This window comes from Aeromonas finlandensis, from assembly GCF_000764645.1.
GTDB classification, from domain to species: Bacteria; Pseudomonadota; Gammaproteobacteria; order Enterobacterales; family Aeromonadaceae; genus Aeromonas; species Aeromonas finlandensis.
The window spans coordinates 37323-45544 of sequence record NZ_JRGK01000010.1 but is presented as its reverse complement, the minus strand read 5'-3'; the positions used below and the strand labels follow the sequence as shown (position 1 = coordinate 45544).

General features: G+C 46.5%; 6 protein-coding genes. 3 read left to right on the top strand and 3 right to left on the bottom strand.

All coding sequences use genetic code 11. The features are described 5' to 3' along the window. On the top strand, positions 1–723 hold a 723-nt coding region (locus LD28_RS23315), incomplete at its 5' end, for a hypothetical protein (protein ID WP_162182384.1). 777 nt (positions 724–1500) lie between these two features. Here LD28_RS23315 and LD28_RS0100235 read toward each other — a convergent pair. Continuing rightward, positions 1501–2451, bottom strand: coding sequence for a transposase (locus LD28_RS0100235; RefSeq protein WP_033135030.1), 951 nt, complete (start codon positions 2449–2451; stop codon positions 1501–1503). 287 nt (positions 2452–2738) lie between these two features. On the opposite strand from LD28_RS0100235, the gene LD28_RS22050 reads away from it, so the two are divergent. Both LD28_RS22050 and LD28_RS22045 read left to right on the top strand, forming a co-directional pair. Further along, complete coding sequence (locus LD28_RS22050) at positions 2739–3545, top strand: class I SAM-dependent methyltransferase (RefSeq protein WP_081959350.1); 807 nt, start codon at positions 2739–2741, stop codon at positions 3543–3545. 133 nt (positions 3546–3678) lie between these two features. Then, the gene (locus tag LD28_RS22045) at positions 3679–4032 is read left to right on the top strand and encodes a VOC family protein (RefSeq protein WP_081959347.1); all 354 of its coding nucleotides are present in this window, start codon (positions 3679–3681) and stop codon (positions 4030–4032) included. An 882-nt stretch (positions 4033–4914) separates the two neighbouring features. Here LD28_RS22045 and preA read toward each other — a convergent pair. Both preA and LD28_RS0100225 read right to left on the bottom strand, forming a co-directional pair. Then, positions 4915–6150: an NAD-dependent dihydropyrimidine dehydrogenase subunit PreA gene (preA, locus tag LD28_RS0100230; RefSeq protein WP_033135029.1), complete on the bottom strand. Its 1236-nt coding sequence runs from the start codon at positions 6148–6150 to the stop codon at positions 4915–4917. Then, complete coding sequence (locus tag LD28_RS0100225) at positions 6144–7385, bottom strand: FAD-dependent oxidoreductase (protein ID WP_033135028.1); 1242 nt, start codon at positions 7383–7385, stop codon at positions 6144–6146. The genes preA and LD28_RS0100225 overlap by 7 nt, the downstream gene beginning before the upstream one ends. Positions 7386–8222: the final 837 nt, after the last annotated feature.

Below are 8222 nucleotides of genomic sequence, written 5' to 3'. Positions count from 1 at the left end.
GCCTACTATACCGTCAATAAACAGGAGTATACAAAGATAGAGTTAGAAAAAATAAAAGCCGTAAACAAAACATTATTATCAGCATTAACTCTCCGGTCTAGCTTGGTTGGAATTAAGTCAAATTACTTCGGAATGATAACTGAAGAACCAATCAACCGGATACTAGGTATCCCACCGGTACTACTTAAAGAAACAAACATTGAGTTTGACTTACCCTCGCTATCTTTTATCGTCCCCAAAAATAAAATATCACTTAATAAATGGTCATCATTAGATTTCATCGCCACAATAGTTTCAAATTTCCATACAGTTATAAAAGTATGGGAAAAACGCAATCAAAAAATTGAAGAGTTCATGCCAAAGCTTGTAGGAAATTATGGAATGCCATTAAGTTTTGATGAAATTCAGAATTTACTCGGCATAGGTAACATAGCATTACTTAGTGATTTAACTGAAAGATGCCTACATATGACTGATGATTTGCTGGTAGAAATTAGTTGTTTTCTTGTAGGTTTTTCAAAAGTTGTCGACGGAAAAATAGATTCAAAAATACTAAAGAGATTCGGTGGTTTAATATCGCCATCATTACCAACGTACGATGAATACCCCTCGGCTGTAGATATGTTAACCAAAGTACCAACTGTTAACTATAAATTGCTGAGTAAAATTCAAGGACGCACAGAGCAAGAGCTACAAGAACGTTACAGGGAAATATATAAATAACGCAAACAACCAGCTCGTAAGTTTTATTAGCGAAGCATAATCAGACATTCGCGAATAAATTATCGGCCACAAGGGAGATAGTTTATTCATATCGTTCTGAATTTATTTCGTCGGTTATTTCTATATTCAACTGCAATCACAGGCAACTAGATAACATTCCCGTCTAAAACTATCCAACGACGATACCCCACTATTATCATATTTGAACTGAGTGTAAGCATCACATATAAAAACTTGACGTTTGGTGAACACATTGGGTTTCAAAAAAATCACATTTCTAGTTACCAAGGAAAGTAATGTTTATAAATTAACCACTTGTTTTAACTCCCACCACACTGAGCTTCGCCTAGCGGCTCAAAGCCCACATTATTCCAGACTGGTGGCGTCCTACTTTTCTAAAATCTCAGACTATTTATTCAAACACTCTAATTTAGGTGAAATATGGAAGTAAAATTTCTTGACTCAAACATGGTTAACACTAGTTTACTCTCTTTAATGCAGCATTATGACGAGTATTATTGGGCGATTGCTTGGGCCACTGACAACAAAATATTGGACACCCATCTTTTGGAGCAAGCCGCAGCCGCTATCAAGCTACTCGCAAACCAAACAATAAGTTGTTTGCGGTCACAATAAGGGCAAAGTCGTACGAGATGTAGCCTGCAAAAATTGGCCAGTGAGATAGATATTCAGGTTTAGAAAGCAACAGCCCCTGCACAGCCATTTACTGGACTATGTGCAATACCCAGAGCTATCGGCAGGGTGGACGCAAAGCAATCAAAGCCGTGGTTGATGACATCGCCGCTGGCCACAGTGGCGGGCAAACTGCTGGCATTGATCTCTGTCCCCCACCACTCTGATCCCTTGTCGCCTAAATAGCGTCACCTGTTTCAACCAGCAGGCGCCATCGAGGCCCAGTCGCGCCAGAATGGGTCCAAGTTGGGCCGGAATATGACCCCGCTTGTCGGGCCGAATAGCACGACCAGTCCAATCAACCAGCATCAGGTAGTCGGTGAAGGCATAAGGCAACTCTTCAGGCTTCCCCTGGCTGGCAAACGGCAGCAAAAGTGGTGGCAAAACCTCAGTAGTAGCAGGCTCGTCAAGGCGCTGTTTGATACTGGTGTATTCACTCTGCTCTGGCCGATCGGTCAACGCGGCTCGTATCGGATTGAGGTCAACATACGCCATACAGGCCAACAAGGCTGATCCGGTGAGCAAAGCCTGACTCTTGAAGCGGCCCTCCCAGAAATGGCCCTTGCAACCATCTTCCTGATTGGCCTGACGAGCCAGATTTTCATTGAGTAGTCGAATAAACCAGCTAATGGAGTGAAGCCGCTCCCGCCATTGGGCCAGCAATTGCTGCACAACAGCCAGTTCAGGCTCGATCAATGCCTCCCCCTGATACCAATGCCTGACCAACTGCGGCCACTGGAAAAGCGCAGCCCAGCGCTCAGCCACCTCCCGCTCACTCCAGTTGGCCGCGGTATCTGGCTCCACTTTGAGCACCAGATGATAGTGATTGCTCATCACCGCATAGGCACAAATGCCGATAGCAAACAGCCGCGAGAGTTGCCCCAACTTATCGACCACCCACTGACGCCGATGCTCGTAACTCTGGCCTGAATGGGCATCTTCCCCACACAGGAAAGCTCGCCGCACACAGCGGCTGACCACGTGGTAATAAGGCGTATCCTGCAAGCTGATTTGACGTGAACGGGCAATGGTCATGGCGCATCCCTCAACGGTGACCTCTCAAGTCAACAACAGCACTACGCCTCTGTCAAAAAGGTGGGTGTCCCGAATTTCCTCGAATTTCCCCCCGGAAGTATTTTTTCAGTGAACAGGTATCTGAAACCTAACAAACGCTTCAAGAGGGACAGCCAACGCGTGGCATTTTTGTTATGCGTTGGCTTTTATGGTTACGGTGTTATGCGGAAAGTCAGTAGTAGCGTTGGCTGTCCCTTAAGCGGGCGTTATGCGCACCGAAAAATGAAGCTTCATAGGAGGAATTATAAGTGGACGATTTTTACATAGATCAAAAAGGATTGGCGGCATACTATGAAGTTCAGTGGCTTGATAAACTTCGCTTAAGTGGAGTGTCTGAACAATTCGAGAGCAAATCCAAGTACGTACCTGAGTCGTTTATCTCGTCAAACCACACACAAAGTGTAGCTAAGTTTATTATTGATTCTCTCGAAGCTGAAAGTATTAATCCTATTAACGCATTAGAGGTAGGGGCAGCTTTGGGACGAAATAGCTACGAGTTAGTTACTAACATACCAAGCATTAGTTCTGTCACAGTTGTTGAGCCGTCTCACCGCTTGCTATCAAATCTCAAACAAATACTAATTGACGGTACTAAATGTGAATTTCCTTATATCAAGAGCTTGAAAGAGTTGGGGTGTTTGGACTTTGATGCTTCAACAATAGCAAAAGCGTGTGATCATGTATCATTTACTTTAATTGAAGCACCTTTCGAGCCTGGTGTTGTTAAGAAAGAGTTTGATTTAACAGTTTGCCTCAATGTACTGGATCAATGTGAATCGCCTAAAACTTTAGTAAACGCATTGATGGATGCAACTGCTTTTAATGGAGTGTTAGTTTTATCATGTACGTATCAGTGGAACAAAAAGCATTTAAAAGAAGAGAGTGAAGCTGTTAATGACATAAACGACTACTTTGGAGAGGGTTGGGAAAAGCTATCTGAAGATGAATATGAATATAAGATAAGATTTAACGAAAGGTATTCGTTACTATTTCTTTCCCATATAGTCGCTTACAAAAAAGTTGGTGGCTCAAATCTGGGACACCCACCTTTTTGAGCAAGGCGTAGCATAGCCCGAACCCAAAAGATGGGTGTCCAAGGTCTTCTCAGTTTGCAGAAATCGCATAAAAAAGTGCTGCTGCCGGACAAATTTTCCGCAAAACGTGGTGTTATTTTAAAGGAGGATAATTGTGACCCCTGTAGCTGTTCTTGTTCATGTTCCAGATGTGGGTGCTGCCCTTGCCTGGTATCAAAGAGCTTTTCCTAATGCAGTAGCAGTATATTATCCAGAATTTAATTTTACAGTGCTTGATCTAAATGGTTTCTCATTGGAAATCGTACAAGCAGACGAGAAAGTTGAGTCTGGTAAAAAAGGAACTGTTGTCTATTGGTCCGTGGATAGTTTATCCCGAGCCTTAAACCATTTTGAGGCACTAGGCGCAAAGCTATATCGCGGTCCGATGGAAATTGAAAATGGGTTTTCCATGTGCCAAGTTGAGGACCCTTTTGGTAACTTAATTGGCCTGCGTGGCATAGCCATATAACGTGGAGTTAATAATTGAAATTATTATGTCAGAAGTTACTTTTGACGATATCAAGGCTGCCGCCGACGAGTTTTTTCGACGCCACTGGCCTACTTCAAAAGCTCAAATACCAGCTTGGAATATACCGTGAAAGCTGGTTGAAACACTCTCTGGTCATGATATGAAAGGTATATATTTACTTTTTGGAAAGCATGACTAGCCCGCAGGTTCGAATAGCACAACGTATTCGGACACTCGCGTATAACCCAGCCACCACATAAACAAGGATCGGAAGATCCCCTTGCGGGGCCCATATTGGCCGCCCCGTGATGGCTTAAGGCTCGCTGGTGCCACTATAAGTTGGATTTATGGATTTCCCGCTGATGACCCAACTTTTGCTTATAGTGGCGACGACCAGCCCATCGGCGCTTGTTGTGGCGCTCTGAGGGGCTGCAGGGCACTGGTCATATACACTCCCGCTCCGATGACACGCCGGGGGCGGGCAAAGAGGGACCTTTCACTCTTGAGGCTCACGTCAGAGCAATGCCAGAAAAATGCGGACCCCTACCTTTTTGCGCAGGCTGTCACACGGCTGGCTGGGGGTGCAGTCATGGATAGCGGGTCGGGGGATAGCCATCAGCAGAGGCGCCGGTCAGTACCGGCTTGAAAATTAGCTAACCAGACCCGGCATCAGGCGAGATAAGGGTTTGGATATGTAATGGGGGGAAATGATTCAAAGGGATGGCGGATGAGAGCGCCGCTGACCAATATGCCTGGCGACCTGTTGACCTGTTGACCCTGTGCTTTATCACCCCTCAGCGACGAGTCACATCGCTTTATTATCGAATCAGGTGACCGCCGGAACGGTCACCTGTGATGGAGTGAGCAGTGATACAGCGTTATTTACAAGGTGACTGCATGCACCTCTGCGCCGGATTTAAATTTCACCTCCCCCAGCGAGATACACGCCACCGGACAGACATGGCCACACAACAAACACCCAACACATTTATCTGTGTTGCAATGGGGGGTGCGGGCCTCTTCATTCCACTCCATGGCTTGGTGTCCACCGTCATAGCATGAGATATAGCAACGGCCACAACCGACGCATTTTTCCATGTTGATCCGTGGATAGACAATATAGCTACGGTCCAACTCTTCAGCGGGCACGATATTGCTGTTAGCCAGTCCGACCATCTCCTGCAAAGAGTCAAATCCCTGATCAGCAAGATAATGGGACAAGCCGCTCGCCATATCTTCGACAATCCGGTAACCATATTGCATGATGCCGGTGGTCACTTGCAGTGTGGCCGCCCCCAGCAGCAAAAACTCCGCCGCATCTTCCCAGGTTTCAATGCCACCAATTCCGCTGATCGGGAAATCACGTAATTCAGGATGCGTCCGCAACTGTTGAATAAAACGTAAGGCAATGGGTTTGACTGCCTTGCCTGAATAGCCGGAGATACTGGATTTACCATTAACCACCGGCATACCAATCTTCCGATCCAGATCGATATTGGTAATGGATTTAATGGTGTTGATGGTGGCAATCCCATCAGCGCCGCCGCGCTTGGCTGCCAGGGCGACGTCACACATATCGCCAATGTTCGGCGTCATTTTGGCCAGCATCGGCAGGGCAGAGCCCCGTTTTACGGCACGGCAATATTTTTCAACCAGCACCGGACTTTGCCCCACATCGCTGCCCATTGCATGGGACGTCATCTGCGGACAGGAGAAGTTGCACTCGATCATATCTGCCCCCGCCTCTTCCACCAGACGAGCCAGATCTTCCCATTGCTGTTCATTTTCCCCCATGATGGAGGCGATCAGCACTTTATCCGGGTAGTCCTGTTTCAGCCTTTTAATGGCAGCCAGATTCTCATGCAGGGGATGCTCGGCAATTTGCTCCATATTTTTGAAGCCAATAAAACCGGTATCCTCCTTGGTCAAATGATCAAATCGTGGTGACACTTCATTCGCGATAAAGAACCCGATGGTTTTGAATACAATGCCACCCCAGCCCACATCATAGGCTTTGGCACACATCTCGTAACAGTTACCTACCGGAGAAGAGGATAGGCAAAACGGATTAGGAAATTTAACGCCGCAAAAACTAATAGAAAGATCTTTAGTTAACATGAGCAAGCCCCCTCTAGGTGGTGATGAATGGCCTGTGCGGCTTCTTTTCCGGTTTTAACGGCATATACCACCGTCTTGTCACCTTTGATAATGTCACCTGCGGCAAATATAACGGGATCGGCCGTTTGATAGCCCTGCGTATCAATATGATTACGCTGCGGCTGAACCGCCGTAAATGCGTCAAGATGCGCCTGCTGACCCACGGCAAGAATAATATGTTCCGCCTCCAGCGTCAGCGCACCCGGCAGACGAGCATGTTTAAATGTCACCTTGTTGCCAGCGACATCAATCGGCGTGAAACCATCAATAATCGACACACCCAGCGCCTGGGCACTGGCAAACTCTTTTTGACTGGCAGGGAACTCGGCCAACTCTTCCCTGGCGACACACGTCACCGAAGGACAACCCAACATTTTCAGCGTGCTGGCAACATCCATCGCCACATCACCACCGCCGATAATTAACGCACTCTGGGCAATCGCAATATCACCCCCTGCCTGACGGGCTCGCTGGAGAAAATCGACAGCGATCTCCATGTTTTCAGCCTGTTTAAATAGTGGCAGCATGGCCCCCGCTGACAAGCCGACCGTAAGCAAAACGGCACGATTCTCTGTTTTCAACTGCTCCAGAGATATTTGCTTACCTACTTCACACTGACACTTAATCTGAACGCCCATTTCCACGATACGGACAATCTCGCTATCCAACACCGACTGCGGCAAGCGAAATTCCGGTATACCGTGGCGCAACCAGCCACCCGGCTGAGCCTGCTTTTCATAAATCGTCACATCGTAACCCAAATTACTCAAGGTCACGCTCGCCTGTAATCCCGCAGGACCCGCACCGATAACGGCAACTTTACCCAGCGTTTTGGTACCAGGCTGATAAATCTTCATCGCCGTTTGCTGTTCAAAATCGGTAATAAAACGTTGCAACCGTGCAATATCGATAGGTTTATCAATGCCTGAACGACTACAGCCGCTCTGGCACAATTTTTCAGTCGGACACACCCGTGCACATACCGCACCAAGGGCATTATTTTCCCGAATGGTTTCGGCAGCCCCCTTCAAATTTCTAAAATAGATGGATCGGATAAACTTCCCGGGATCTGTCTGGGCTGGGCATGCCTGGCTACAAGGTGCATCATGGCATAATAAACAACGCGAAGCCTCTTTGATGGCCAATAAAGGCGTAAAAGCTGGAGTGAGCTCTTCCAGATAATTATGTTGTGGCATGTAATCTTCCTTAATGCTTTTGTAAATTAAGGCGAACGCCTGATATCAGAGCATGGCTATTTAAAACTGCTGCCAAGGCTAAGCATTGAGGGGGGTGTTTTCTGTGAAAGGTTTCACAAATTACGAATTGGTTTCGTAATTTAAACCTACCTACAAGTGGGTCATAACAAACCTGTCACCTTCGTATTTTCATGCTCAACCAAGCCAGAGCGCACCTGATAAAGGGTAAAAGAAAACAACGTCAAAATAATCACAAAAACATCATTTACTATTGGTGACAATAATGCGCATTGTTTTCATTTGGACCCAAAAAATCAAATGGAAATTTGTAAAATTAGCAATTTAAAATGAAGACGCACACCTTTTTTAGCAAACGGTAATACGGCAGGCTAGCGATACGGTATGTACCGGGCATTAATAAAAGATATCAAGCAAAGATATTAATTAAAATCGCGACCAATGGTCTATTTAATATTATTTTTAAATTTGTTCAGCTCGCACTTTTTGACAGAATATCGGCAGCCCCAACGTGACATCACTCTTCGCGTAATCAGCGCCTGCGGCTATGGCTTTCTGACTCGTCACCAAACCGTTGAGCCCGTTGTACGATTTCCACGCCTTGCACCGCTGCGCTATCTGCCAGCGGCCGCAGTCCAGACGCATCACACGCTCTGCAGAGCAAGGCAAGTGGGTCATCCAAACCCCGACAACCAGCACAACGGAAGAGCAGGATGACGCTCGCGCCGTAAAGCCGATACTCTTCACACTTGTCACATCTGGTTACCATTGCGTACCGGTAATGCTTGTAAGCCGGACACGACATCCGTTATCAATAGC